The organism is Streptomyces sp. NPDC002513, from assembly GCF_053595355.1.
The window spans coordinates 49190-72460 of record NZ_JBSFXK010000025.1; the positions used below are offsets into that span (position 1 = coordinate 49190).

General features: G+C 69.5%; 17 protein-coding genes and 2 tRNA genes. 2 read left to right on the plus strand and 17 right to left on the minus strand.

Going from position 1 to position 23271, the window contains the following annotated elements; translation table 11 throughout:
* Positions 1-11: 11 nt before the first annotated feature.
* From ACWD5Q_RS18375 to ACWD5Q_RS18425, 11 genes are all read right to left on the minus strand, one after another.
* Complete coding sequence (locus ACWD5Q_RS18375) at positions 12-1982, minus strand: TIGR03960 family B12-binding radical SAM protein (RefSeq protein WP_451428049.1); 1971 nt, start codon at positions 1980-1982, stop codon at positions 12-14.
* 138 nt (positions 1983-2120) lie between these two features.
* Positions 2121-3659: a CYTH and CHAD domain-containing protein gene (locus ACWD5Q_RS18380; RefSeq protein ID WP_451428050.1), complete on the minus strand. Its 1539-nt coding sequence runs from the start codon at positions 3657-3659 to the stop codon at positions 2121-2123.
* Between the two features lie 167 nt (positions 3660-3826).
* Positions 3827-5026, minus strand: coding sequence for a rod shape-determining protein RodA (rodA, locus tag ACWD5Q_RS18385; protein WP_451428051.1), 1200 nt, complete (start codon positions 5024-5026; stop codon positions 3827-3829).
* Positions 5023-7278 (minus strand): penicillin-binding protein 2, encoded by a 2256-nt coding sequence (mrdA, locus tag ACWD5Q_RS18390; protein WP_451428052.1) that lies wholly within the window; start codon positions 7276-7278, stop codon positions 5023-5025. Before mrdA ends, rodA begins: the two co-directional genes overlap by 4 nt.
* 139 nt (positions 7279-7417) lie before the next feature.
* On the minus strand, positions 7418-8086 hold the full coding sequence (gene mreD / locus ACWD5Q_RS18395) for a rod shape-determining protein MreD (protein ID WP_451428053.1): 669 nt from the start codon (positions 8084-8086) through the stop codon (positions 7418-7420).
* Positions 8087-8098: 12 nt separating this feature from the next.
* Positions 8099-9049 (minus strand): rod shape-determining protein MreC, encoded by a 951-nt coding sequence (mreC, locus tag ACWD5Q_RS18400; protein ID WP_451428054.1) that lies wholly within the window; start codon positions 9047-9049, stop codon positions 8099-8101.
* Positions 9050-9181: 132 nt separating this feature from the next.
* Positions 9182-10201, minus strand: a complete 1020-nt coding sequence (locus ACWD5Q_RS18405) for a rod shape-determining protein (RefSeq protein ID WP_234515679.1) — start codon at positions 10199-10201, stop codon at positions 9182-9184.
* 361 nt (positions 10202-10562) lie between these two features.
* Positions 10563-10976 carry a nucleoside-diphosphate kinase gene (gene ndk, locus ACWD5Q_RS18410; RefSeq protein ID WP_451428055.1) on the minus strand — a complete coding sequence of 138 codons (414 nt, stop codon included), beginning with the start codon at positions 10974-10976 and terminating at the stop codon, positions 10563-10565.
* 99 nt (positions 10977-11075) lie between these two features.
* Positions 11076-11435: a DUF4233 domain-containing protein gene (locus ACWD5Q_RS18415; protein WP_451428056.1), complete on the minus strand. Its 360-nt coding sequence runs from the start codon at positions 11433-11435 to the stop codon at positions 11076-11078.
* Positions 11436-11442: 7 nt separating this feature from the next.
* Positions 11443-12951 carry a bifunctional tetrahydrofolate synthase/dihydrofolate synthase gene (folC, locus tag ACWD5Q_RS18420; RefSeq protein WP_451428057.1) on the minus strand — a complete coding sequence of 503 codons (1509 nt, stop codon included), beginning with the start codon at positions 12949-12951 and terminating at the stop codon, positions 11443-11445.
* A gap of 153 nt (positions 12952-13104) precedes the next feature.
* Complete coding sequence (locus ACWD5Q_RS18425; protein ID WP_451428058.1) at positions 13105-15729, minus strand: valine--tRNA ligase; 2625 nt, start codon at positions 15727-15729, stop codon at positions 13105-13107.
* Between the two features lie 137 nt (positions 15730-15866).
* Here ACWD5Q_RS18425 and ACWD5Q_RS18430 point away from each other — a divergent pair, with 137 nt between their 5' ends.
* The gene (locus tag ACWD5Q_RS18430) at positions 15867-16883 is read left to right on the plus strand and encodes a hypothetical protein (RefSeq protein WP_451428059.1); all 1017 of its coding nucleotides are present in this window, start codon (positions 15867-15869) and stop codon (positions 16881-16883) included.
* A gap of 122 nt (positions 16884-17005) precedes the next feature.
* Here ACWD5Q_RS18430 and clpX read toward each other — a convergent pair whose 3' ends face one another.
* The 5 genes from clpX to ACWD5Q_RS18455 all read right to left on the minus strand — a co-directional run bounded on the left by clpX (position 17006) and on the right by ACWD5Q_RS18455 (position 22049).
* Positions 17006-18292, minus strand: coding sequence for an ATP-dependent Clp protease ATP-binding subunit ClpX (gene clpX / locus ACWD5Q_RS18435; RefSeq protein WP_451428060.1), 1287 nt, complete (start codon positions 18290-18292; stop codon positions 17006-17008).
* Between the two features lie 182 nt (positions 18293-18474).
* Positions 18475-19155, minus strand: coding sequence for an ATP-dependent Clp protease proteolytic subunit (locus ACWD5Q_RS18440; protein ID WP_451428061.1), 681 nt, complete (start codon positions 19153-19155; stop codon positions 18475-18477).
* A 156-nt stretch (positions 19156-19311) separates the two neighbouring features.
* Entirely contained in the window at positions 19312-19923 is a 612-nt protein-coding gene (locus ACWD5Q_RS18445; RefSeq protein ID WP_355140846.1) for an ATP-dependent Clp protease proteolytic subunit, read from the minus strand.
* A 444-nt stretch (positions 19924-20367) separates the two neighbouring features.
* On the minus strand, positions 20368-21765 hold the full coding sequence (tig, locus tag ACWD5Q_RS18450) for a trigger factor (protein ID WP_451428062.1): 1398 nt from the start codon (positions 21763-21765) through the stop codon (positions 20368-20370).
* A gap of 207 nt (positions 21766-21972) precedes the next feature.
* Positions 21973-22049: transfer RNA gene (locus ACWD5Q_RS18455), tRNA-Pro, on the minus strand.
* 152 nt (positions 22050-22201) lie between these two features.
* Between ACWD5Q_RS18455 and ACWD5Q_RS18460 the strand changes: the two genes are divergently transcribed.
* Positions 22202-22272, plus strand: a tRNA-Gly gene (locus tag ACWD5Q_RS18460).
* Between the two features lie 168 nt (positions 22273-22440).
* Here ACWD5Q_RS18460 and ACWD5Q_RS18465 read toward each other — a convergent pair.
* Complete coding sequence (locus tag ACWD5Q_RS18465) at positions 22441-22755, minus strand: hypothetical protein (protein ID WP_451428063.1); 315 nt, start codon at positions 22753-22755, stop codon at positions 22441-22443.
* Between the last annotated feature and the right edge of the window lie 516 nt (positions 22756-23271).

A 23271-nucleotide genomic window follows, 5' to 3' on the forward strand; every position in this document is an offset into this window, starting at 1 on the left:
GGTTCATCACGTCAGTGCGTGTGACCGCTCGAAGCCGGCGCCGGTGCCGCGTTCTTGACCGTCAGTGGCAGCAACTTCTTGCCGGTCGGGCCGATTTGGATGGCCAGGTCCATCTGCGGGCACACCCCGCAGTCGAAGCATGGCGTCCAGCGGCAGTCCTCGACCTCCGTCTCGTCGAGGGCGTCCTGCCAGTCCTCCCAGAGCCAGTCCTTGTCGAGGCCCGAGTCGAGGTGGTCCCAGGGGAGGACCTCCTCGTAGGTGCGCTCGCGGGTGGTGTACCAGTCGACGTCCACGCCGTAGGGGGCCAGCGCCTTGTCCGCGCAGGCCATCCAGCGGTCGTACGAGAAGTGCTCGCGCCAGCCGTCGAAGCGGCCGCCGTCGTCGTAGACCGCGCGGATCACCGCGCCGATGCGGCGGTCGCCGCGCGAGAGGAGGCCCTCGACGATGCCCGGCTTGCCGTCGTGGTAGCGGAAGCCGATCGAGCGGCCGTACTTCTTGTCGCCGCGGATCTTGTCGCGGAGCTTCTCCAGGCGGGCGTCCGTCTCCTCGGCGGAGAGCTGGGGCGCCCACTGGAAGGGGGTGTGGGGCTTGGGGACGAAGCCGCCGATCGAGACCGTGCAGCGGATGTCGCCCGAGCCGGAGACCTCGCGGCCCTTCTGGATGACGTGCGTCGCCATGTCGGCGATCTGCAGGACGTCCTCGTCGGTCTCCGTCGGCAGGCCGCACATGAAGTAGAGCTTCACCTGGCGCCAGCCGTTGCCGTACGCCGTGGCGACGGTCCTGATCAGGTCCTCTTCCGAGACCATCTTGTTGATGACCTTGCGGATGCGCTCGGAGCCTCCCTCGGGGGCGAAGGTGAGGCCGGAGCGGCGGCCGTTGCGGGTCAGCTCGTTCGCCAGGTCGATGTTGAAGGCGTCCACGCGGGTGGAGGGGAGCGACAGGCCGATCTTGTCGTCCTCGTAGCGGTCCGCGAGGCCCTTGGCGATGTCGCCGATCTCGGAGTGGTCCGCGGAGGACAGGGAGAGGAGGCCGACCTCCTCGAAGCCCGTCGCCTTCAGGCCCTTGTCGACCATCTCGCCGATGCCCGTGATGGAGCGCTCGCGCACGGGACGGGTGATCATGCCCGCCTGGCAGAAGCGGCAGCCCCGCGTGCAGCCGCGGAAGATCTCGACGGACATGCGTTCGTGGACGGTCTCCGCGAGGGGGACGAGGGGCTGCTTCGGGTACGGCCACTCGTCGAGGTCCATGACCGTGTGCTTGGACACGCGCCACGGGACGCCCGACCTGTTGGGGACGACGCGGCCGATGCGGCCGTCGGGGAGGTACTCGACGTCGTAGAAGCCCGGGACATAGACCCCGCCGGTCTTCGCCAGGCGGAAGAGGAGTTCCTCGCGGCCGCCCGGGCGGCCCTCCTCCTTCCAGGCGCGGATGATCTTTGTGACCTCCAGGACGGCCTGCTCGCCGTCGCCGATCACCGCGCAGTCGATGAAGTCGGCGATCGGCTCGGGGTTGAAGGCCGCGTGGCCGCCGGCCATCACGATCGGGTCGTCAACGGTGCGGTCCCGGGCCTGAAGCGGGATGCCCGCCAGGTCCAGGGCCGTCAGCATGTTCGTGTAGCCCAGTTCGGTGGAGAAGGACAGGCCGAAAACGTCGAAGGCCTTCACCGGGCGGTGGCTGTCCACCGTGAACTGCGGGACGCCGTGCTCCCGCATCAGGGCCTCCAGGTCCGGCCACACGCTGTAGGTGCGCTCGGCGAGGACGCCCTCCTGCTCGTTCAGGACCTCGTAGAGGATCATGACGCCCTGGTTGGGCAGGCCGACCTCGTACGCGTCGGGGTACATGAGCGCCCAGCGGACGTCACAGGAGTCCCACGGCTTGACGGTGGAGTTCAGCTCACCGCCGACGTACTGGATCGGCTTCTGCACGTGCGGGAGCAGGGCTTCGAGCTGCGGGAACACCGATACAGCGGCTTCGGCAGACATCTCGCGACTTTCGTGGGCTGGAGGGAACTGACGGGGGTGACCATCAAGCCTAACGCGCTCGGGACCCCTCCCCGGACCGCCGGATCCCCGGGACGGGCCCGCCCCGGGGACCGGGGACCGCCGGCCCGTCCCCGCTGCTCAGATGTCGGTCGCGGCCCGCACCGTCCGCCACATCTGAGGAAGTTCCGCCTCCGCGGCCGCCGCCCGCTGTTCCTCCCGCCCGTACAGAACGCCGTAGGTGAAGGAGGTCTCCCCTGCCGCGCTCGCCCGGGCCGACAGGTCCAGCAGGGCGTCGCGGGCCATCACGCTGTCCTGGTGGTCGCCCAGCAGGGTCTGCAGCGACTTCATCGACTTGACCAGGGTCTCGGCGGGCCTGCCCAGTGCGGGTACGGCCGTCTCGGCCGCGTACCGGGTGCGCTTGGTCTTCTTGCGCGCCTCGTGCATCGCGACGTCCCGGTCGTGGCCCGGGGGCAGATCGAGGGCCTGGCCGACCAGACCGGCGACCCTGCGGAAGTCCTTGCGCACGGCCTTGGCGAGCGCCTTCCCCGGGTCCTGCCCGGCCGCCTTCAGCAGGGGCGGGCCGGCGATCAGGGTGTCGAGCGCGTTCAGCAGGTCCAGGTAGCGCTCGCCGTCAAGGACGGAGATCAGCAGGCGCCGGGAGCCGCCGCGCCGGGCCTGGGACCAGGAGTCCAGGCGGTCGCGGACGGGGCCGGAGACCAGGGGCGCCGGCAGTTCGGACACGGCGGTCGACAGATGCTCGGTGAGGACCTCCAGGTCGCGGTCGACGCCCAGCTCGCCGGCCAGCCACTTCAGCTCGTCGGCGATCGGGTCGGTGACCCCGCGGTCCAGGACCTTGCCGAACGAGCGGAACGTGCTGCGCAGCCGGCGGGTGGCGACGCGCATGGAGTGCACCGAGTCGAAGACGTCCCGGCGCACCGCGGGGTCGAGTTCGACGACGGCGTCGCGCTGGGCGCGGACGTAGGCGAGGACGTGGTCGCCCGCCGTGGCGAGGGGCCCTCGCGGGCCGGCCGGGGCGGGCGGCGGCTGCCGCTCGCCGGTCTCGGCGGGCTCGGGGCGGCCGGCGGTCTCCTCCAGTGCCCGGGCCAGTTTGGAGACGGCCGAGGAGCGGTTCACGCCCGCCTTGCGGAGCTTCTTGTCGACCTTGTCGAGGAAGGCGGGATCGCCGTCGTCCGCGAGTTCGACCTCGATCTCGGTCCAGTCGGCGGTGCCCGTGCCGCCGCTGAGCCGCTCGGCGTGCACCCGGTCGAAGCAGACCTCGGCGAGCAGGGCGCCGTCCGCGTCGACGAGGTGGCGGGTGTCGCGGGAGGAGCGCAGCCGGACCACGGGGATGAGTTCGGCGCCCCGGACGCGGGAGCGGACGAGGTCGCTCAGGGACGGGGGCACGGTGTCGGACAGCGGGGCGCGGACCTCGTCGCGTACACCGTCGGCGACCGGCAGCTTGAGGTGCCAGCCGGCGTCGTCGCCGCCGGTGCGGCGGCGCAGGGTCAGGAGGGCGCCGGCCAGCCTCGCGTCGGCCGTGTCGTAGTAGGTGGCGTCGAGTTCGGCGATGCCCCGGTCGACGACGGCGAAGACGCCGCCGACGGCGGTCAGGTCGGGCAGTTCGTCCCCGATCGCGGCCTCGTATTTGCGCTCGATTTCGCGTTTCGTGTCCGCCATGGACCGAATCTAGTAGCAATCGGGCCGTGAGGGCAGAGTTCATCGGTATTCATCCCGAACGCGCCGTTCCACCCGCCGTGGGCCGCGGCCCGGCCGGTCGGCGGGCGCACCGTCCGCGGCCCCGGCCGGCCACACCGGGGAACCGCCTCCTACGCCGACCCGGCCGGTCAGGCCGACATGGGCCGTTGCACCCGGATCGACTGGAGCAGCCCCACCGCTATCCAGACGGCGAACATGGAGGAGCCGCCGTACGACACGAACGGCAGGGGCAGGCCCGCGACCGGCATGATGCCGAGGGTCATGCCGATGTTCTCGAAGGCCTGGAAGACGAACCAGGCGATGATGCCCGCGGCGACGATCGTGCCGTACAGCTCGGTCGTCTCACGGGCGATCCGGCAGGCCCGCCACAGGACGACCCCGAGCAGGACGAGGATCAGACCGGCACCGACGAAGCCCAGTTCCTCGCCCGCGACCGTGAAGACGAAGTCGGTCTGCTGTTCGGGCACGAACTGGCCGGTGGTCTGCGAGCCGTGGAAGAGGCCCGCACCCGTGAGTCCGCCGGAGCCGATCGCGATGCGCGCCTGGTTGGTGTTGTAGCCGACACCCGCGGGGTCGAGGCTGGGGTTGGCGAAGGCGGCGAAGCGGTTGATCTGGTACTGGCCCAGGATGTGCAGCTGCCATACGGCGACCGCGCCCAGGGCGCCCGCGCCGAGCAGGCCGAACACCCAGCGGTTGGAGGCGCCGGAGGCGAGCAGCACGCCCAGCACGGTGACCACCATGACCATGACGGAGCCGAGGTCAGGCATGAGCATGACGATCATCATCGGGACGGCGGCCAGACCGAGGGCCTGGGCCACGGTCCGGTGGTCGGGATAGGGCCTGTCACCCGCGTCGACCCGGGCCGCGAGCAGCATGGCCATGCCCAGGATGATCGTGATCTTCACGAACTCGGAGGGCTGGAGGGAGAAGCCGCCGCCCAGGACGATCCAGTTGCGGTTGCCGTTGATGGTGGCGCCGAGCGGGGTGAGCACCAGCAGGGTCAGGAGGAGCGAGAAGCCGTACAGGACCGGCACGGCCGTGCGCAGGGTGCGGTGGCCGAGCCAGATCGTGCCGACCATCAGGGCGAACCCGATGCCGGTGTTCATCAGGTGGCGGATCAGGAAGTAGTACGGGTCGCCCTGGTTGATCTCGGTGCGGTTGCGGGTCGCCGAGTAGACGAGCGCGGAGCCGATCAGGGACAGGGCCGTGGCCGACAGCAGTATCGGCCAGTCGAGCCGGCGGGCCAGGCCGTCGCGGGCGAAGATCCGCGTCCAGCCCGCCCGGTCGGGACCGTACCCGGAGACGGAGAAGTTGTTCGCTCCGGTCATGTGAGGATCCTCCGCCTCTTCTTCGAGCGGGCCGAGCGCCGGACGGTGCGGCGGTTGCTCTGAGTGGGCGAGGGCACGGTGGCCGCCGGGGTGTCGGTGGCGTTGTTCCCCTGCTGGTCCTGCTGGCTCGCCTGGTCGGCGCCGGGGTCGTACTTCTCGACCTTCTGGGCCTCGATCGAGCCGTCGGAGCGGATCGTGGGCAGGCTCTGCTGCGGGGTGGGGAGCAGGGCCTTGCCCTTGTCGATCGAGCCGTCCTTCTGGACGCCGTACAGGGCGTTGTAGATGTTGTGCACGGCCTCACCGGAGGCGCCGGAACCCGTACCGGCCTGGGCGATCGTCATGATGACCGCGTAGTCCTTGGAGTAGGTGGCCAGCCACGACGTGGTCTGCTTGCCGTAGACCTCCGCGGTACCGGTCTTGGCGTGCAGCGGGATCTTGTCCTGCGGCCAGCCGCCGAACTTCCAGGCGGCGGTACCGCGGGTGACGACGCCCGCGAGGGCCTGCTCCATGACGTCCCGCGTCTTCTGGTTGATCGGCAGCCTGCCGTGCGACGTGGGCTTGATCTCGGTGACCTTCTTGCCGTCGGGGCTGACGACCGCCTTGCCGATGGTCGGGTTCCACAGGGTGCCGCCGTTGGAGATCGCGGAGTAGATGACCGCTTCCTGGATCGGTGTCAGCAGCGTGTCGCCCTGGCCGATGGAGTAGTTGATCGCGTCACCCTCGCGCAGCTTGTTGCCCTCGAGGCAGTTCTCGTACGCGATCTTCTGGACGTAGTCGCCGTCCTTCTTGCCGGTCCTGCACCAGACGTCCTTGTTGGCCTCCCAGTACTTCTGCTTCCACTGGCGGTCGGGGACGCGGCCGGAGACCTCGCCCGGCAGGTCGATGCCGGTGGTCTTGCCGAGGCCGAACTGGTGGGCGGCCTTGAAGAAGTAGTCCTTGGGCTGCCCCTTCTTGGGGTTGATGCCGCCGTCCTTCTTCCACTCGTTGTCGGCGAGGCCGTAGAAGACGGTGTCGCAGGAGACCTCCAGGGCGCGGCCGAGCGAGATCGGGCCGAAGTTCTCCCCCTCGAAGTTCTTGAAGACCTGGCCGCCGACGGAGTACGAGCTCGTGCACGGGTAGTTGCCGTCGAAGGGGTAGCCGGCCTCGACGGCGGCTGCCGTGGAGACCACCTTGAAGGTCGAGCCGGGTGCCGACTGTCCCTGGATGGCCCGGTTGAGCAGCGGGTAGTCGGAGTCCTTGCCGGTGAGCTGTTGGTAGTCCTTCGCGGAGATGCCGCCGACCCAGACGTTCGGGTCGTAGGTGGGGGCGGACGCCATGGCGACGACCCGGCCGGTCTTGGCCTCCATCACGACGACGGCACCGGAGTCCGCCTTGTAGTTCTCGCCGGTGATCTTGTCGAACTGGCCGCGGGCGATCTTCATCGCGTTGTCCAGCTCGTACTCGGCGACCCGCTGGACCCGGGCGTCGATGCTGGTGACCAGGTTGGAGCCGGGCTCGGCCGCGTCGCTCCTCGCCTTGCCGATGACGCGGCCGAGGTTGTCGACCTCGTAGCGGGTGACGCCCGCCTTGCCGCGCAGCACCTTGTCGTACTGGCGCTCGAGGCCGGAGCGGCCGACCATGTCGGAGCGCAGATAGGGCGAGTCGCTGTCCTTGGCCTGCTGGATCTCGTCGTCGGTGACGGGCGAGAGATAGCCGAGGACCTGGGCGGTGTTGGCGTCACCGGGGCTCGGGTAGCGGCGCACGGCCTCGGGCTCGGCGGTGATGCCGGGGAAGTCCTCGGAGCGCTCGCGGATCTGCAGGGCCTGGCGCGGGGTGGCCTCGTCGGTGATGGGGATCGGCTGGTACGGGGAGCCGTTCCAGCAGGGCTGCGGTGTCTTCGCGTCGCACAGGCGCACCTTGTCCCTGACGTCCTGCGGCTTCATGCCGAGGACGCCGGCCAGCTTGGCGAGGACCGCCTTGCCGCCGTCCTTCATCTTCAGCAGGTCGGTGCGGGAGGCGGAGACCACCAGCCGGGTCTCGTTGTCGGCGATCGGCACGCCCCGCGCGTCCAGGATCTCGCCGCGTACGGCGGGCTGGACGACCTGCTGGACGTGGTTGCCGGAGGCCTCCTTGGCGTACTCGCTGCCGTTGCGGATCTGGAGGTACCACAGGCGGGCACCGAGGGTGCCGAGGAGGGAGAGGACGAGGATCTGGATGACGACCAGCCGGATCTGAACGCGGGGAGTCCGTCCGGTCTCGGGGATGTTAGTCATCGGCGAGGCCCACTGAAGTCGAGGGTGGTTGCGGGGGACGGGCGGGTGTCGGCCACTGCTGCCGCCCCCGCTCCGTGCACGTACGCGTCATAGGAGTACACGGCCAACCTGTGTGTCCGGGCGGCCGACTCCGTGAGGGTCACAGCCGTTTGACCCCCTTGATGCGACCCGCCCTGGCCATCCGGGCCCTGGCCGCCTTGACCCGCAACACCCCGCGCTGGCTGCCGATGCGCAGTCCGGTGCCGGAGGAGAGCCAGCCGGAGGAGACGTCGGCCGCCTTGGCGGAGCCGGTCTCGGCGAGCGGGTCGTTGTCGGCCCGGCGGGCCAGCGCCATGATCCCGGGCACCACGAACGGCGCGAGCAGCAGGTCGTAGATGGCGGCCGTGGCCAGCAGGCTGGTGAGGCCGACATGGCGGGCGGCGGTGTCGCCGACGAGGGCGCCCACGCCCGCGTACAGCAGGGTGGAGCCGATCGCGGCGGCGACCACCACGAACATCGGGCCGCTGGCGGACTTCAGCCGGCCGTTCTCGGGCCGGGCCAGTCCGGCGAGGTAGCCGATGACGCACAGCACGAGGGCATAGCGGCCGGCGGCGTGGTCGGCGGGCGGGGCGAGGTCGGAGAGCAGGCCGGCGCCGAAGCCGATGAGGCTGCCGCCGACGTGGCCGTAGACCAGGGCGAGGGCGACGACGGTCAGGAGCACCAGGTCCGGCACGGCACCGGGCAGATGGAGTCGGGCGAGAACGCTCACCTGGATCACCAGGGCGACGATCACCAGGGCGGTGGAGAGCAGCATCCGGTTGAGGCGCATCTGGTTCGGCTCCTAGGGCGTCTGCTGCTGACCGTCGGCGGACGCCTGACCATCGGCGGACGGCGTGACGGTGACGGTCACGGTCGGGGTGGGCGTCGGCTGGGGCTTCGGGGGCAGGACCGTGTCGCGCGGGTCCTTCTTCGGCGCCTGGACGACGACGCCGACGACGTCGAGGCTGCTGAAGGACGCGAACGGCTTCACGTAGATCGTGCGGGTCAGACCGCCGCCGGACGGGTCGATCCGCGAGACCACACCGACCGGGACCCCGGGCACGAACGGCTTGTCGGCCTGGGAGCCGAAGGTGACGAGGCGGTCGCCCTTCTTCACGTCGGCCTTGCCGTTGAGGAGCTGGACGCGCAGCGGGCGGTCACCCTGCCCGGAGGCGAACCCGAGTTCGTCGCTGCCTTCCATCCGGGTGCCGACGGTGAAGTCGGGGTCGTTGGCCAGCAGCACCGTGGAGGTGCTGGGGCCGACGGTGGTGACGCGGCCGACCAGTCCGTCGCCGTTGAGAACGGTCATGTCGCGCTTGATGCCGTCGTTCGCGCCCACGTCGATGGTGACCGTCCAGGAGAAGCCCTGGGCCGCTCCTATCGCGATGACCTCGGCGCCCTTGATCCCGTACTGCCCCTCGCCTGCCATCCGGATCATGTGGTCGAGCTGCTTGAGGCGGCTGCGGTTGCGGTCGTCGCTGCCCAGCTTCGCCTTCAACGCGGCGTTGGAACGCTCGAGTTGGGCGACCCGGTCGTGCCGCCGGGCGGAGTCGCGCACGGCCGCGACCGCGTTGCCGACCGGGTCGACGGCGGACGCCACCCCGTTCTCGATCGGGCCGAAGGCCGTGGCGGCGGCCTGGCGGGCACCTTCGACCGGTGAATCCTGGCCACCGCGGATGTCCACCGTGATCAACGCGAACGCGATGGCGATCAGCAGCACCAGGAGCAGCCGGCTCTCTCGTGTGTCCCTCACGTGCGGCGGCCGTGCCTTCCTCGTCGGAATGTGTAGGGGAAACCCGAATACGCAGGGGGAGTTTATGTCTCTATATCAACGATCCGCCGCACGAGAGACGATCGTCTCGTACGGCGGAGTCGGCGCGTCGCCTCATCTGCGGGGCTGGGCGTCCAGCACCTGCTGGAGCGCCTCGAACTCCTCGACGCACTTGCCCGAGCCGAGCGCCACACTGTCCAGCGGGTCCTCGGCGATGTGGATGGGCATGCCGGTCTCCCGGCGCAGCCGCTCGTCGAGCCCGCGCAGCAGGGCGCCGCCGCCGGTGAGGACGATGCCGCGGTCCATGACGTCACCGGACAGCTCCGGCGGGCACTTGTCGAGGGTCGTCTTGACCGCGTCCACGATCGCGTTGACCGGTTCCTCGATGGCCTTGCGGACCTCGGCCGCGGAGATGACCACGGTCTTGGGCAGTCCGGAGACCAGGTCCCGGCCGCGGATCTCGGTGTGCTCGTCGGCGTCGAGGTCGTACGCGGAACCGATCGTGATCTTGATCTGCTCGGCCGTCCGCTCACCGAGGAGGAGGGAGTACTCCTTCTTGACGTACTGGATGATCGCGTTGTCCAGTTCGTCGCCGGCGACGCGGATGGACTGGGCGGTGACGATGCCGCCGAGCGAGATGACCGCGACCTCGGTGGTGCCGCCGCCGATGTCCACCACCATGTTGCCCGTGGCCTCGTGGACCGGCAGGCCCGAGCCGATGGCGGCCGCCATGGGCTCCTCGATGATGTGCACCTGGCGGGCGCCGGCCTGGGAGGACGCCTCGATGACGGCGCGACGCTCCACGCCCGTGATGCCCGACGGCACACAGACCACGACCCGCGGGCGCGCCAGATACCGCCGCTTGTGGATCTTCAGAATGAAGTAGCGGAGCATCCGCTCGGTGATCTCGAAGTCGGCGATGACGCCGTCCTTGAGCGGACGCACGGCGACGATGTTGCCCGGGGTCCGGCCGATCATCTTCTTGGCTTCCGCACCGACCGCGAGGATGCCACCGGTGTTGGTGTTGATCGCGACGACCGACGGTTCGTTGAGCACGATCCCACGGCCCCTGACGTACACCAGCGTGTTGGCGGTCCCGAGGTCCACAGCCATGTCACGGCCGATGAACGACATTGAGTTCCCCATCAGGATTCGTCTGGCCTTCCCAAGTTGAGCGTGTGACGGCTTTTGTTGGGGCGGCGAAGTGGGTGCTGTGACGTGAAGGCTTACATCGTAGTCTCGCCCGCACGAAACATTGCGCGAGGGTCTTCGCCATTGTCAGCAGATGACGCGTCGCCTCGCTTCTGGAGACGGGCGTTCGGGGGTAGCCGTTCCCCCGAACGGCACGCATATGCCAAGGAGCGACCGGGTTTGTTCGACCGGTTTCCACGGCCATCCTTGGTCATGCGTCCGAGTGACGCCGAAAACCCTCAGGAATTGTTCACATGACGAGAACGAAAGTTCATCATCCGGACGCGGGGAAGGGTCCGGACTCTCAGAACCGGCCCGGGAAAAAGATCTTGAGTTCCCGCTCGGCGGACTCCTCCGAGTCGGAGGCGTGCACCAGGTTCTCGCGGACGATCACGCCGAGGTCGCCGCGGATGGAACCGGGCGCGGCGGCGATCGGGTCGGTCGGCCCGGCGAGCGCGCGCAGGCCCTCGATGACCCGCTCACCCTCCACGACGAGCGCGACGACCGGGCCGGAGGCCATGAACTCCACCAGCGGCTCGTAGAAGGGCTTCCCCTGGTGCTCGCCGTAGTGCTGCTCCAACGTCTCCTGGTCCAGGGTGCGCATCTCCAGCGCGCTGATGGTCCAGCCGGCCTTGCGCTCGATGCGGCCGATGATCTCGCCGATCAGCCCGCGACGGACGGCGTCGGGCTTGAGGAGGACGAGGGTGCGCGAGGTCACGAGAGGGCTCCTTCATCATGGTGGTGCGGTGCGTAGAGGGTACAGGGCGGAATTGAGTGACCATTACACAGCGTCAGGTCGGGCCCCGGGCCTGGAGAGCTACGGGGCCGCGGGACTGCTCTCGCTGTCGTGCAGCGCCGCGAAGCGGGCCTTGGCCTCGTCGATCTTCCTTCCGTAGTGCACCGACGCCCACCACAGCGCCGCGAAGACCGCGCCCATGAAGAACATCGTCGGCACGAAGAACCCGGAGGCGATCAGCGCGATCTGCAGGGCCCAGCCGAGCTGGATCCCGCCGGGGCGGGTGAGCAGGCCGCACAGCAGGATGCTCAGCGCCATCGCGATGCCGCTGACGGTCCAGACCGTGGTCGTGGACAGGTTCGGGTCCTTCATGGCGACGAGACCCGCGAAGCCGATGACGAAGAACTCGCCGATCAGGGTCGAAGCACAGAGCGTACGCACGACGGAGTCAGCCCTTCCCCAGGAGCAGTCGGGCCTCGCCGACGGTGATGACGGAGCCGGTGACGAGCACGCCGGCGCCCGCGTACTCCCCCTCCTCCTCGGCGAGCGTGATCGCGGCCTCCAGCGCGTCGGGCAGCCGCGGCTCGACCTGGACGCGCTCCTCGCCGAAGACCTCGACGGCGATCGCGGCCAACTCGTCGGCGTCCATCGCCCGGTGGCTGGAGTTCTGGGTGACCACGACCTCGGCGAAGACCGGCTCGAACGCCTCCAGCAGACCCCGGACGTTCTTGTCGGCGCTCGCGCCGACGACCCCGATCAGCCGGCTGAAGTCGAACGCCTCGCTCACCGCCTCGGCGGTGGCGCGGGCGCCGGCCGGGTTGTGCGCGGCGTCCAGGACGACGGTCGGGGAGCGGCGGACCACCTCCAGACGGCCCGGGGAGGACACCGACGCGAACGCCTTGCGGACGGTGTCGCGGTCCAGCGGTTCGGGGCGCTGGGGGCCCACGCCGAAGAACGCCTCGACGGCGGCGAGCGCCACGGCGGCGTTGTGGGCCTGGTAGGGGCCGTGCAGCGGCAGGTACACGTTGTCGTACTCACCGCCGAGGCCGCGCAGGGTGAGCAGTTGGCCGCCGACCGCGATCTGCCGGGAGAGGACCCCGAACTCCAGGCCCTCGCGGGCCACGGTGGCGTCGACCTCCACGGCCTTCTTCAGCAGCACCTGGGCCGCGTCGACCGGCTGCTGGGCCAGGATGACGGTGGCGTCCTGCTTGATGATGCCGGCCTTCTCCTCGGCGATCTCGCCGGGCGTGCCGCCGAGCCGGTCGGTGTGGTCCAGGTCGATGGGGGTGACGACGGCGACGTCGCCGTCGATGACGTTGGTGGCGTCCCAGCTCCCGCCCATGCCGACCTCGACGACCGCGACGTCCACGGGCGCGTCCGCGAACGCCGCGTACGCCATGCCCGTGAGGACCTCGAAGAAGGACAGCCGGTACTCCTGCGAGGCGTCGACCATCTCCAGGTACGGCTTGATGTCCTGGTACGTCTCGATGAACCGCTCGGCGGAGACGGGAGCGCCGTCGAGGCTGATCCGCTCGGTGATCGACTGGACGTGCGGGCTCGTGTACCGGCCGGTGCGCAGTTCGAAGGCGCCCAGGAGGGCCTCGATCATACGGGCGGTGGAGGTCTTGCCGTTGGTGCCGGTGATGTGGATGGACGGGTACGACCGCTGCGGCTCCCCCAGGAGGTCCATCAGCGCCGCGATCCGGCTGACGGACGGCTCCAGCTTGGTCTCGCCCCAGCGGGTGGCCAGTTCGGCCTCGACCTCGCGCAGGGCCTGGTCGACCCCGGGGTCGGCCGGACGCGCGGGCACCTCGGCCTGCGGCAGGCCGCCCTGGGTGCGCAGGGTGCGGCTGCCGGCCTCGATCACCGCGAGATCGGGGTCACGGGTGGTCTCGGCCTCGACGATCTCCTCGAAGGGATCGCTCTCGTTGGGGTCGCGCGGCGGCAGGTCACTCACGGGGCCAGTCTACGGAGCGCCGGTGACGAACGTGGCCCTGGCCCCCGGAGTCGATCGGGACGCCGCCGGTTCCAGCTCACCGGCGCCGCGGTCGGCCTCGTCCGCGTCGGTCCCGCCGAGCCGAAGCTCGGCGGGACCGGGAAGAGACGGTGGTCAGGCGGAGGGAAGCCGGTCCAGTTGGGTCTGGATCCGCGTGATGTCCTCCTGCGCCTTGGCGAGCCGGGTGCGGATCTTCTCGACCACCTGGTCCGGCGCCTTGGCGAGGAAGGCCTCGTTGCCGAGCTTGGCCTCGGCCTGCTGCCGCTCCTTCTCCGCCGCGGCCAGGTCCTTGGCGAGCCGCTTGCGCTCCGCCGCCACGTCGATCGTGCCGGACAGGTCCAGCGCGACCGTGGCGCCCGCGACGGGCAGGGTCGCCGTGGCCGTGAAGTCCTCGCCCTCCGGCTGCAGACGCAACAGCTGGCGGATGGCGGCCTCGTGCGGGGCGAGCGCCGTGCCGTCGAGGGTCAGCCGGGCCGGGACGCGCTGGCCGGGCTGGAGACCCTGGTCGGCGCGGAAGCGGCGGACCTCGGTGATGACCGACTGGAGGGTCTCGATCTCCCGCTCGGCCGCCTCGTCCCGGAAGCCGCTGTCCGTGGGCCACTCGGCGATGACGACCGACTCGCCGCCGGTGAGGGTGGTCCACAGCGTCTCCGTGACGAACGGGACGATCGGGTGCAGCAGCTTCAGCGTGACGTCGAGGACCTCGCCGAGGACGCGCTTGCTGACCTCGGCCGGCTCGCCGCCCGCCTGGAACGTCGTCTTGGACAGTTCGACGTACCAGTCGAAGACCTCGTCCCACGCGAAGTGGAAGAGGGTGTCGGACAGCTTGGCGAACTGGAAGTCGTCGTAGAGCGCGTCGACCTCGGCGACCACCGAGTTCAGCCGGGACAGGACCCAGCGGTCCGTGGCCGACATGCGCGCGGCGTCCGGCAGCGGACCCTGGACCGTCGCGCCGTTCATCAGCGCGAACCGCGTGGCGTTCCAGATCTTGTTGGCGAAGTTGCGGGAGCCCTGGACCCAGTCCTCGCCGATCGGGACGTCGACACCCGGGTTGGCGCCGCGGGCCAGGGTGAAGCGCAGCGCGTCCGAGCCGTACTTGTCCATCCAGTCCAGCGGGTTGACCGCGTTGCCGAAGGACTTCGACATCTTCTTGCCGAACTGGTCGCGGACCATGCCGTGCAGGGCGACGGTGCGGAACGGCGGGGTGCCGTCCATCGCGTACAGGCCGAACATCATCATCCGGGCGACCCAGAAGAAGAGGATGTCGTAGCCGGTGACCAGGACGGAGTTCGGGTAGAACTTCGCGAGGCTCTCGGTCTGCTCGGGCCAGCCCAAGGTGGAGAACGGCCACAGGCCGGAGGAGAACCAGGTGTCGAGGACGTCGGTGTCCTGGTGCCAGCCCGCGCCGCTCGGCGGCTCCTCGTCCGGGCCGACGCAGACGACCTCGCCGTCCGGCCCGTACCAGACCGGGATGCGGTGGCCCCACCACAACTGCCGCGAGATGCACCAGTCGTGGAGGTTGTCGACCCAGTCGAAGTACCGCTTCTCCATCTCCTGCGGGTGGATCGTGACCTTGCCCTCGCGGACCGCGTCACCGGCGGCCTTGGCGAGCGGGCCGACCTTGACCCACCACTGCATGGACAGGCGCGGCTCGATCGTGGTCTTGCAGCGCGAGCAGTGGCCGACCGAGTGGACGTAGGGCCGCTTCTCGGCGACGATCCGGCCCTCGGCGCGCAGGGCGGCGACGATGGCGGAGCGGGCCTCGAAGCGGTCCAGGCCCTGGAAGGGGCCGTGGACGGTGATGACCGCGTGTTCGTCCATCACGGTGATGGCGGGCAGGCCGTGGCGCTGGCCGATCTCGAAGTCGTTCGGGTCGTGGGCGGGGGTCACCTTGACGGCGCCGGTGCCGAACTCGGGGTCGACGTGCTCGTCCGCGACGACCGGGATGGAGCGGTCGGTCAGCGGCAGCTTGATGAGCCTGCCGACCAGGTGCTGGTAGCGCTCGTCGTCGGGGTGGACGGCGACGGCGGTGTCACCGAGCATGGTCTCGGCACGGGTCGTGGCGACGACGATGGTGTCGTCCCCCTCGCCGTACTTCATGGAGACCAGCTCGCCGTCGTCGTCCTGGTACTCGACCTCGATGTCCGAGATCGCGGTCAGACAGCGCGGGCACCAGTTGATGATGCGCTCGGCGCGGTAGATCAGCTCGTCGTCGTAGAGGCGCTTGAAGATGGTCTGGACGGCCTGGGAGAGCCCCTCGTCCATGGTGAAGCGCTCACGGGTCCAGGCGACACCGTCGCCGAGGCGCCGCATCTGTCCGGAGATCTGTCCGCCGGACTCGGCCTTCCACTGCCAGACGCGTTCGACGAAGGCCTCACGGCCGAGGTCGTCGCGCGACTTGCCCTCCTTGCCCAGCTCCCGCTCCACGACGTTCTGCGTGGCGATGCCGGCGTGGTCCATGCCGGGCTGCCACAGCGTCTCGTAGCCCTGCATGCGCTTGCGGCGGGTCAGGGCGTCGATGATCGTGTGCTCGAACGCGTGTCCGAGGTGCAGGCTGCCGGTGACGTTCGGCGGCGGGATGACGATGGTGTAGGGCGGCTTGTCGCTCTTCTCGTCCGCCTCGAAGTAGCCGCGTTCTACCCAGCGCTCGTACAGCGGCCCCTCTACGTCGGCCGGCGCGTACTGGGTCGGCAGTTCGGTGGCGGTCGCTGGTGGCTGCTGCTGAGCGTTCTCGGTCACGGGGTCAGTTTAGGGGTGTCACGACCCCGTCCCGAAACGGGATTCTTCGGTAACGGTGAACCCTCCGGCGCCCCCGGGGCCTTCCGGTTGCGCCAGGATGTCGGACACGCATAAGCATCTGGAGGGGAACCCAGACGATGAGCAGCAACCAGCCGGGCCCGTACGGCGGACAGCCCCAGCAGCCCGGACCGTACGGTCAGCCGGGCCCCTACGGCCCGCCGTCGCAGGCACCCCAGCCCGGCTACGGCTATCCCCCGCAGGCCCCGGCGGGTGTCCCGCCCCAGCAGCAGAACCCGTACGCCCAGCAGCCGCCGCCCGCAGGGCCGTACGGCCAGCAGCCGCCCGCGCAGCCCTACGGCCAGCAGCCGCCCGCGCAGCAGTTCGGCCAGCCTCCTGTCCAGCCCTACGGCCAGCCCCCGTACGGCCAGCAGCCCTACGGTGTGCCGCAGCCGCCGGCGCCGGGCGGCGGCAGGAAGAAGGCGGTGCTGATCATCGCCGCGGTGGCGGTCGTGGCGGCGATCGCGGTGGGCGCGTACCTGGTGCTCGGCGGCAACGGTGGCGGTGGCGGTTCGGTCGCCGACGACGGCCCGCACAAGCTGACGACGCCGGCGGCGGTCATCGACGGCACGTACAAGAAGGCGGACGGCCGCGGCTCCCCGGACGCCATGACCCAGGACGACCTCGCGGACTTCGAGAAATGGGGGGTGAAGAACCCCAAGGACGTCAGCGCCGCGTACCAGAACGGCACGGGCGTCTCGGCCAAGAACCTCACCTTCGGCGGCGTCTACGGCACCATCGCCGAGCCCGAGGCCGTCGTGGACGCCATGTTCGCCAAGATCAAGGCGGCGGCCGACAAGGACAGGACGAGCAAGGGCAAACTGCTCGGCAGCCCGGAGACGGTGCACCCGGCCGGCTTCTCGGGCGCCATCATGAAGTGCCAGCTGGCCCAGTTCGAGAACGACGAGTCGTCGGGCTCGGCCACCGGCGCCGCGAAGAGCTTCACCCTGCCCATCTGCATCTGGGGCGACCACAGCACCGTGGTCGACGTCACGGTGTTCAGCGTCGCCTCCATGGCCGCCGGCGACGGAGGCACGGTCGCCGGGACGGCGGACCTCGCCGCCAGGCTCCGCGACGACGTGCGCGTCAAGGCGTGACGCGTCGCACCGCGACGGCCGGAGCCACGACGACGTAGACCGAGGCGGCGAAGGCCGGGGCCGCGAAGGGGCCCCGGCCGATCGGCCGGGGCCCCTGCCACGTCCGGTGGCCCGGACGGTGGTTACGCCGTCTTCTGCTCCCCCGGACCCCGGCCGCGCGCGTCCCTCGGGATCAGGGTCGGGTTCACGTTCGACAGGACCACATCGGCGGTGATGACCACGCGGGCCACGTCCTTGCGGGACGGCACCTCGTACATCACCGCCTGGAGGACCTCCTCCATGATGGCGCGCAGACCGCGGGCGCCCGTCTGGCGGAGGATGGCCTGGTCCGCGATGGCCTCCAGGGCCTCGCGCTCGAAGTCCAGCTCCACGCCGTCGAGTTCGAACAGCCGCTGGTACTGCTTCACCAGGGCGTTGCGCGGCTCGACGAGGATCTGCAGCAGCGCCTTGCGGTCGAGGTTGTGCACGCTCGTGATGACCGGCAGACGGCCGATGAACTCCGGGATCATCCCGAACTTCACCAGGTCCTCGGGCATGACGTCCTCGAACTGGTCCTTGGACTCCAGCTCCCGCTTGGAGCGGATCGTCGCGCCGAAGCCGATGCCCTTCGCGCCGGCCCGGGACTCGATGATCTTCTCCAGGCCCGAGAACGCGCCACCCACGATGAACAGCACGTTCGTCGTGTCGATCTGGATGAACTCCTGGTGCGGGTGCTTGCGGCCGCCCTGCGGAGGCACGGACGCCGTCGTGCCCTCCAGGATCTTCAACAGGGCCTGCTGGACGCCCTCGCCGGAGACGTCGCGCGTGATCGAGGGGTTCTCGCTCTTGCGGGCCACCTTGTCGATCTCGTCGATGTAGATGATGCCCGTCTCGGCCTTCTTGACGTCGTAGTCGGCGGCCTGGATCAGTTTCAGGAGGATGTTCTCGACGTCCTCGCCCACATAGCCCGCCTCCGTCAGCGCCGTCGCGTCGGCGATGGCGAAGGGCACGTTCAGCATGCGGGCCAGGGTCTGGGCGAGAAGAGTCTTGCCGGAGCCCGTGGGGCCCAGCAGCAGGATGTTCGACTTCGCCAACTCGATGGCGTCATCGCGGCCTTGGGCCCCGCCGTTCTCACCGGCCTGGACCCGCTTGTAGTGGTTGTACACCGCGACGGACAGCGCTTTCTTGGCCGCCTCCTGGCCGACCACGTACCCCTCGAGGAACTCGTAGATCTCGCGGGGCTTGGGGAGTTCTTCCCAGCTCACCTCGCTCGTCTCGGCGAGCTCTTCCTCGATGATCTCGTTGCAGAGATCGATGCACTCGTCGCAGATGTACACACCGGGGCCTGCGATGAGCTTCTTGACCTGCTTCTGGCTCTTGCCACAGAACGAGCACTTGAGCAGATCGCCGCCGTCACCGATGCGTGCCACGGTGTGCTTCCCCTTCGCCTGGGAGACGCCTTACGTCCAGCGGCTCCTGGTGCTGCCTTATATCCGACGGTACCTTGCCGGGCCCCCCGTTCGGGCCCCCCTTGGCACGGTTCACTTTGACGTGCACCGTTTCACACCATGCCAAGAGGCGGCCGACGATACGGGCCCGGCGGCGGTTCGCTTCAGCGGACCGAGGTGTTGTTCATCTTCCGGGTGGAGATGATCTGGTCGATCAGGCCGTACGACAGAGCGTCCTCGGCCGTGAGGATCTTGTCGCGCTCGATGTCCTCGCGGATCTTCTCGATCGGCGTGTTCGAGTGCTTCGCCAGCATCTCCTCCAGCTGCGCGCGCATCCGGAGGATCTCGTTGGCGGCGATCTCCAGGTCGGAGACCTGGCCGCGGCCGGTCTCGCTGTAGGGCTGGTGGATCAGCACACGGGCGTTCGGGAGCGCCATGCGCTTGCCCGCGGTGCCCGCGGCCAGCAGCACCGCCGCGGCGGAGGCGGCCTGGCCCATGCAGACCGTCTGGATGTCCGGCTTCACGAACTGCATCGTGTCGTAGATGGCCGTGAGCGCGGTGAAGGAGCCGCCGGGGCTGTTGATGTAGATCGAGATGTCCCGGTCGGGGTCCATCGACTCCAGGCACAGCAGCTGCGCCATGACGTCGTTGGCCGAGGCGTCGTCGATCTGGACGCCCAGGAAGATCACGCGTTCTTCGAAGAGCTTCGCGTACGGGTCGTACTCGCGGATGCCCTGCGAGGTGCGCTCCACGAAGCGGGGAATGACGTAACGGGACTCGGCCGAGGGGCCGGTGTACTCGGCACGCGTGCGGTCGTAGAGGCCGCTGCCGGGAAAGTCGTTCACGATGTCTCCTGATAAGGGCTGAGGCGGTGGCTGGGGCTTGAAGGGGCGCTGGGAGCCGTTACGGGGCCTGGTGGGGCCCTCAGGGGCTTCGCCGGGCGCAGGGGGCCGACCCGGCGCCCTGAGGGTCTCCGCCGGCCGTACAGGCCCGGTGAGCCCTTACGAGCCCGCCCCGGTGCCTCCGCCGCCCGGCATGCCGGCAGCGGTGGTGATGACCTCGTCGATCAGGCCGTACACCTTGGCCTCCTCCGCGTCGAACCAGCGGTCGCGGTCCGAGTCGCGGGTGATCTGCTCGACCGACTGGCCGGTATGGAAGGAAGTGAGCTCGGCCATGCGCTTCTTGGTGTGCAGCAGCCGCTCGGCGTGGATCTTGATGTCCGACGCGGAGCCGGCGAGGCCGGCCGAGGGCTGGTGGATCAGGATCTCGGCGTTGGGCAGGGCGAAGCGCTTGCCCGGAGTGCCCGCGCTGAGCAGGAACTGGCCCATGGAGGCCGCCATGCCCATGGCGATCGTCACCACGTCGTTCTTGATGTACTGCATGGTGTCGTAGATCGCCATGCCTGCCGTGATGGAACCACCAGGGCTGTTGATGTAGAGGTAAATGTCCTTGTCCGGGTCGGCAGCGAGGAGCAGCAGCTGCGCGGTGATCCGGTTGGCGATGTCGTCGTCTACCGGCTGACCGAGGAAGATGATCCGCTCGTTGAGCAGCCGGCTGTAGACCTGGTCACCGAGGCCGCCACCGATGGAAGGCTCGCCGGCGGCGGAGGGCATCAGATTCGTCACGTATCCACCTGCTCGTCTTACGACGGCGCGGAGCCGTCTCACGTGTTCTGCTGGGGCGTGGGACCCCGCGCGTCCCCCTGCGGGGCGGCTTCGGGAACTCCCCTGCCCTCGTATTCATGGACCCTAACGCGCAGGCAGTCGGGAGCCATCCCGCTTCCGCGGGTGTTCGCTGTCAGCGCATGGCGGTGGGCTCTGCGGTGACCGGGGCCGACGGCCGTCGCGAGCCGTGCCCCGGGCCCTGTGAGATCACGGTAGCCCCGACGGCCGTGGCCCGCCTCCGATCCCGCTGCGGCAGACGGCCGCGCGGGGCCCCGGAAGGCGGTCCCGCTCCCGGCGGCGTACGACGACGGGCCCCGGGACGCGTGGGTGCGTCCCGGGGCCCGTCGTCGGTGGCCGGTGGTCCCCGAAGGTGTGCCCGATGGCCTCGGAGGGTTACGCCTCCGGCTTCTCCTCGGCGGCCTCAGTGACCTCGACGCCCTCAGCGGCCTCAACGGTCTCCGTGGAGCCCTCCGCCTCGTCCTCGTCGTCCAGGTCGACGATCTCGCCGTTGGTGTCCTTCACCGTGGCGGCCTCGACGACGACCGCCAGGGCCTTGCCGCGGGCGACCTCGCCGACCAGCATCGGGACCTGGCCGCCCTCGACGACCGCCTGGGCGAACTGGTCGGGGGACATGCCGGAGGAGGCCGCACGCCGCATGAGGTGCTCGGTGAGCTCCTCCTGGTTGACGTTCAGCTTCTCCTTGTTGACCAGCTCGTCGAGGACGAACTGGGTCTTGATGCCCTTGATCGCGGCCTCGCGCGTCTCGGTCTCGAACTCCTCGGCGGTCTTGCCCTGGATCTCCAGGTACTTGTCGAGGGTCAGACCCATCTGGGCGAGCTGGTGGTGCTCCAGGTTGTGCTTACGGGTGTTGATCTCGTCCTCGAGGAGCTTCTCGGGGACCGGGACCTCGACCAGCTCCAGCAGCTTGTCCAGGACGCGCTCCTGGGCCTGGGTGGCCTGGTCGAACTGCTTCATGTTCTCGAGGCGCTTGCGGCTGTCCGCCCTCAGCTCCTCCAGCGTGTCGAACTCGGACGCGAGCTGCGCGAACTCGTCGTCCAGCTCCGGCAGTTCACGGGAGGCGACCTGGGTGACCTTGACCGTCACCTCGGCCTCCTGGCCGGCCGCCGAGCCGCCCTTCAGCTCGGAGGTGAAGGTGCCCTCCTGGCCGGCCGCCAGGCCCTTCACGGCGTCGTCGATGCCGTCCAGCAGCTCACCGGAGCCGATGGTGTAGGAGACGTCGCTGGCGACGCCGTCCTCGAGGACCTCGCCCTCGACCTTGGCCTCCAGGTCGATCGTGACGACGTCGCCGTCCTCGGCGGCGCGCTCGACCGGGCTGGTCGACGCGAAGCGCTCACGCAGCTGCTCGACCGACTTCTCGATGTCCTCGTCGGTCACCTCGACCGCGTCGACCTCGACCTCGATGCCGGAGTAGTCCGGGATCTCGATGGCCGGGCGGATGTCGACCTCGGCGGTGAAGGACAGCAGCTCGTTGTCCTTCAGCTCCTTGATGTCGACCTCGGGCTGGCCCAGCGGGTTCAGCTCGGCCTCGTTGACCGCCTCGGTGTAGAACTTGGGAAGCGCGTCGTTGACGGCCTCCTCCAGGACCGCACCGCGGCCGAACCGCTGGTCGATGACCCGGGCCGGGATCTTGCCCTTGCGGAAGCCCTTCACCGTGACCTGCTGGTTGATCTTCTTGTACGCCGCGTCGAGGCTGTCCTTGAGCTCCTCGAAGGGCACCTCAACAGTGAGCCGAACCCGAGTCGGGTTCAGGGTCTCCACGGCGCTCTTCACGGTTCGGTCTCCTTGTGGCTGACTTCTTGGGGTTCTGCCGAGCTGCTCCGCCCTGACGGGCGCGCCTTCGGCGGATTCGCGGGCCCCTGCCTGAGAGACGTGGCAGTGCAGACACACGGGCGCGCAGCTTGCATAGTAACCGCAGCCACGGGGCGCCCCAAAAGGCGATCACGCGATACGGCGCCGGATGGCACCTGCCCTGCTGGTTGGTCGGGGTGGCGGGATTTGAACCCACGGCCTTCCGCTCCCAAAGCGGACGCGCTACCAAGCTGCGCCACACCCCGTCTGGTGCGACACGTAGGGTACATGCCCGGGCAGGTCGCGTCGGCCGATTTGCCGAAGGGCGGGCGCGCGGACCAACGCGTTGGCCTACGGGGCGGGCGACCCGCTACGATGCCTGCTGTGCCGTGGTCACTGACCTGCGGCGCATCCTGTTGCGGGCGTAGCTCAATGGTAGAGCCCTAGTCTTCCAAACTAGCTACGCGGGTTCGATTCCCGTCGCCCGCTCTGTACGCCGAAGGCCCAGGCGAGAGGTCGTTTTCCTCTCCCTGGGCCTTCCGCCGTACAGTGGCGCGCTCCACCTGGACGCCATGAACCACGCCCGCTCCACGGTGTGTGGGTCGACGGCGTACGGGACGGGAGCTGGGGAGGGTTGTTGGTTAAGGAAGTGGGCGGCTAAGGCGTGCCGTTGCCCTCTCGATTACCACCCGCGAGCTGGCCCACCGCCATTACGATGAAGCCGACCAACAGAATCACGCTGCCGGTCAGGGTGCCCCACAGCCGGGTATCCGAGTCGCTGATCACCAGCCCGCAGACCGCCTGCCAGCACAGCGCGAAGGCCACCACCAGCTGGCCCCAGCCATAGAGGTGAGGGCCGCGAACGTGGCGACGGTTCATGGGGAGCACCCAGCCACGGGCAACCGCCGCCACGCCGGAGGCGGCGATGAGCAACGCCAGCAGAACAAGAGGTATGGCGAGGTAGAGCTTCATGATCCCTCCCCTGCGCGCCAGGCCCACGCCGGACGCCACCGTGATCATGGCACCCGCCGCCCCGCCCGTCCATGGGCTTCCCCGCCTGTGCACCAGGACAGCGGCTCAGAGCGCCGCGTGAGAGCCGAGCAGAGTCCAGGACAGGCTTCGGGGGGCGCAGGAGGGCTGAGGACGCGACAGAGAGCCACACGTGCCCCCTGCGTGCCCGATGACGGGGTACCCACACGGGGAACAGCGGGGAGTCACGGCAACCAGCTCAGAAACGCGCAGGCCAGCGTCTCGCCAGGTCACCGCACGTCCGCATACGCGATCTTCCAAACTAGCTACGCGGGTTCGATTCCCGTCGCCCGCTCTGTACGGCTCAGGGCCAGGTCAGAGGGTTGATCCTCTGCCTGGCCCTGAGGCGTTTCCGAAGGCCTCGATCAGCTCTCCGCGCCCGCTGCGTGCCGCGTGACGGCGGCCGGGTGCCCTCCAGGGTCACCCCGGGTCACGGCCAGGTCCGGTTGAGCGATCTTC

Excerpts from the sequence above, each read along its gene's own strand:
- ACWD5Q_RS18375 (WP_451428049.1), bottom strand. The coding sequence starts at position 1,982 with ATGTCTGCCGAAGCCGCTGTATCGGTGTTCCCGCAGCTCGAAGCCCTG.
- ACWD5Q_RS18380 (WP_451428050.1), bottom strand. The coding sequence starts at position 3,659 with ATGGCGGACACGAAACGCGAAATCGAGCGCAAATACGAGGCCGCGATC.
- rodA (WP_451428051.1), bottom strand. The coding sequence starts at position 5,026 with ATGACCGGAGCGAACAACTTCTCCGTCTCCGGGTACGGTCCCGACCGG.
- mrdA (WP_451428052.1), bottom strand. The coding sequence starts at position 7,278 with ATGACTAACATCCCCGAGACCGGACGGACTCCCCGCGTTCAGATCCGG.
- mreD (WP_451428053.1), bottom strand. The coding sequence starts at position 8,086 with ATGCGCCTCAACCGGATGCTGCTCTCCACCGCCCTGGTGATCGTCGCC.
- ACWD5Q_RS18405 (WP_234515679.1), bottom strand. The coding sequence starts at position 10,201 with ATGTCGTTCATCGGCCGTGACATGGCTGTGGACCTCGGGACCGCCAAC.
- ACWD5Q_RS18430 (WP_451428059.1), top strand. The coding sequence starts at position 15,867 with ATGAGCAGCAACCAGCCGGGCCCGTACGGCGGACAGCCCCAGCAGCCC.
- ACWD5Q_RS18445 (WP_355140846.1), bottom strand. The coding sequence starts at position 19,923 with ATGCCCTCCGCCGCCGGCGAGCCTTCCATCGGTGGCGGCCTCGGTGAC.
- ACWD5Q_RS18465 (WP_451428063.1), bottom strand. The coding sequence starts at position 22,755 with ATGAAGCTCTACCTCGCCATACCTCTTGTTCTGCTGGCGTTGCTCATC.